Source organism: Syntrophomonas sp. UBA1041, from assembly GCF_002316705.1.
GTDB lineage: Bacteria > Bacillota > Syntrophomonadia > Syntrophomonadales > Syntrophomonadaceae > DTU019.
Genome location: NZ_DCEA01000036.1, coordinates 10,955 through 13,885 on the forward strand (window position 1 = coordinate 10,955; position 2,931 = coordinate 13,885).

4 protein-coding genes are annotated in these 2,931 nt (G+C 49.2%); 1 reads left to right on the forward strand and 3 read right to left on the reverse strand.

Annotated elements, in window-relative coordinates; translation table 11 throughout:
- From B2633_RS05900 to B2633_RS05910, 3 genes are all read right to left on the reverse strand, one after another.
- On the reverse strand, positions 1-863 hold an 863-nt coding region (locus B2633_RS05900; protein WP_483169734.1), incomplete at its 3' end, for a CdaR family protein.
- Positions 826-1,692: a diadenylate cyclase CdaA gene (gene cdaA, locus B2633_RS05905; protein ID WP_483169735.1), complete on the reverse strand. Its 867-nt coding sequence runs from the start codon at positions 1,690-1,692 to the stop codon at positions 826-828. The genes B2633_RS05900 and cdaA, both read right to left, overlap by 38 nt.
- 75 nt (positions 1,693-1,767) lie before the next feature.
- Entirely contained in the window at positions 1,768-2,436 is a 669-nt protein-coding gene (locus B2633_RS05910; RefSeq protein ID WP_483169736.1) for a thiamine diphosphokinase, read from the reverse strand.
- Between the two features lie 215 nt (positions 2,437-2,651).
- Between B2633_RS05910 and B2633_RS05915 the strand changes: the two genes are divergently transcribed.
- Complete coding sequence (locus B2633_RS05915; protein WP_483169737.1) at positions 2,652-2,828, forward strand: indolepyruvate ferredoxin oxidoreductase subunit alpha; 177 nt, start codon at positions 2,652-2,654, stop codon at positions 2,826-2,828.
- Positions 2,829-2,931 lie beyond the last annotated feature (103 nt).

The following is a 2,931-nucleotide window of genomic DNA, read 5'->3' on the forward strand; positions in this document are numbered from 1 at the left end:
GCCTTTACCCCCTGAGGAGTCTGCAAGCTCACTTCCTGTTGAAAGGATTGGTCTTTGCCGGTCAAGTCCAGCAGTTCGGTTTTAATGTCACCCATATTCTCCACGATACCACTGTTTCCCATTACTTTTACCAGGGCTGGCTGGGCTGACACATTTGTCACCTGAAAGCCAGGGGCAGCAAATCCATTGCTTATCACAGTAACCGGAACCTCCCTGGCAGATTGTTTTGGCGCCACCACTGCGTGTACGGTAGCCTGGCGGGGCAGCAGTTCGAAATTACCGCTCACTAATTTTCCGGTTGCATCCCGGGCTTCGAGGTTGACGGTATGGGCGGCTATATCTGTAGTCTGGCTCAGATCCACTTCTCCTACAATATGGTCGATTTTACTTATAAAGGCCTGCTCCCCTCTGACCAGGCATTTATCAGGAGTCACACTGATATCCAGCAATTCATAACCTTGTGGAGGGTTGTTAACCACCTGATGGACAACAGTAAAAACACGTTCCTGCTGGCCGGCCAGGGTCACCTGTACGACACGGGGCTGGGCACTGGTTAAAATGGCTCCCGAGCCGGGCTCTACCTGAACCGGAACATCAAAAGAACCGGCTTCATAGCCTGCCAAATCGACATAAGCCTTCACGGCAGCCTTCTTTTCTATTATGCCCCACAACTTGACATTAACCTGATCCGGTCCTTTTACAGCAAGCCCCGCTGGAACATTGCGGTAATCAAGCGAAACCTGAACCAGGTTCTGCCCGGTTGCAGCGCTGCCCTGATTGACTACGTAGGCCCACAGTAAAACCGACATAATAACAGAGATGATTTTAAGCCCGGTCTTTTTTCGCTTTAGTTGAGGATTCATATTGTCTAAACCACCTCCTGCGCAAGCTCTCGCCCCAGTTGGGTTTTTGTATAAACTCCAGCTCCAAGACCTGCCGCAAATGATTTTCGTCCGAGCAAGCCAATAAATCACCTTCGCGAGCCAGGGAAATCTGTCCGCTCTCTTCAGAGACGATAACCGCCAGGGCGTCTGAAACCTCGGTTATCCCCAGACCCGCACGGTGGCGGGTGCCCAGGTGCAGGCTTAAATTGGGATTATCGCTCAAGGGCAGAAAACAAGCCGCCCGTTCCAGCCGGCCGGCAGATATGACCACTGCCCCGTCGTGAAGGGGTGTATTGGGCCAAAATATATTGATCAGGAGGCTGCTGGTCACCGCCCCATCCACCAATACACCGCTGGCGGCATGCTCTCCGATGCCAGTCTCACGGGTGAGTATCATTAAAGCACCCATGCGGTTGCGGGACAGGATCCCGGCGGCACTGCTCACCTCTGCCAGAACATTGTGCATGGCCTCCGGGTTCCATTGTAAATGATGCCCAGAAAAGAAACTGCCCCGGCCGATTTGTTCCAAAAAGCGCCGTAATTCCGGCTGAAAAACAATCGGCAGGGTAATCGCAAAGACTATCCATAATTTTTCCACCAACCAGGTTACCATGGCCAGGTTTAAGTAGCTGGCCAAAACAGAAAACACCAGGAGGAGCAAGAGCCCCCGTAAGAGCTGTTCCGCTCTTGTTCCGCTAATTAGCCCTAAAATGCGGTATATGAGGTAAGCCACAATGGCAATATCCACCAGGCTCAGCAACAGGTTCCATGAGCTGGTCAACACGCCAGACAGGAAGTTGAAATCCAAATCCCTATCCTCCGATTTCTGGATTAAACAACTTCTATTATAAGTTTTCCCCGGGGCATTGCCAAATCAAGTAAGTCAGCCATCTGACGTTAAAAAATGGAATACCGCCAGAATACCTTCTTCTACGCTGATTTCCCCTTTTTCCTCAGCCAGAGTATTAGAAACCGTATAGGGATTTTTCTTTTCTAAGACCACATTTTCCAGAGGGTATTCAAAACCTTTTTCGCATACTCCCAGGGCCTTTTCACTCAGAGGCAAAACCGATACCACATCCCCTTTTTGGCCTTCTATGACCAGGCGCCTGGCAGTCAAGTATACCACACACTGGGGAGAATAATGCATCACTTGCTTGCCCATCATGGCTAATTCGATGCCGCTGTACAAATTGCTCAAGGTATGGTCAAGGCGTTTCCCCAGGGTGCCCAGGAAAACGACCTCATCTGCACCCATTTCTTCTGCCAGGGAAAGCGCTAGTTGAGTGTCGGTAAAATCCTTGCGCCGCGGGTATTTTTTAACTGTGACCCGGCGGGCGGCAAAGAACTCCTTTACCTCTGGCTTGATGGAATCCATATCGCCCACGATGTATGCCGGTATCAGGCCCATTTCATAAGCGTAATTAGCCCCTCCATCGGCGCAGATGATTAAATCGCTATCCAGTACCACACTGCTATATCTTTCTAAAGGTCCGTATTCGCCATTGGCGAGAACCACGCATTTCATCTTATCACCTATTTTTATCGGCATTTGTATAGCACAAACATCCATATATTGCTTTTTATTATAATATATCCACAGGCTCTTGAAAGGACCTAATAAAGAAATTAGAAGCAGATATTAAGAAATTCGGGTTATTTCCCTCTAGTCGTACCGTGTCGAGAATTAATATTAGCAAATTGACAAGAAAAAAGGCGTTCATTATAATTCATATTAGTGCAAATGGAGCAAAGGAGGCGAACTCAGTGGCCTACAGCATTAATGACGACTGTATTTCATGCGGGGTGTGCGTAGATGAATGCCCGGTGGATGCGATTAGTGAAGGGGAAGACAAATATATCATAGACCCCGATTTATGCACTGATTGTGGATCATGTGCTGATATATGCCCGGTGGATGCACCGCAGCCGGAAGAGGGCTAACCCAGCAATGCCATGACAATGAAAAACCCGTTCGCGGGTTTTTTGCTTTTTCTGAGCTTACCGCTACTTTAGCTGAGGAAAGCCCTGCTGGCGCAAGGCCTCG

Excerpts from the sequence above, each read along its gene's own strand:
- B2633_RS05910 (WP_483169736.1), bottom strand. The coding sequence starts at position 2,436 with ATGCCGATAAAAATAGGTGATAAGATGAAATGCGTGGTTCTCGCCAAT.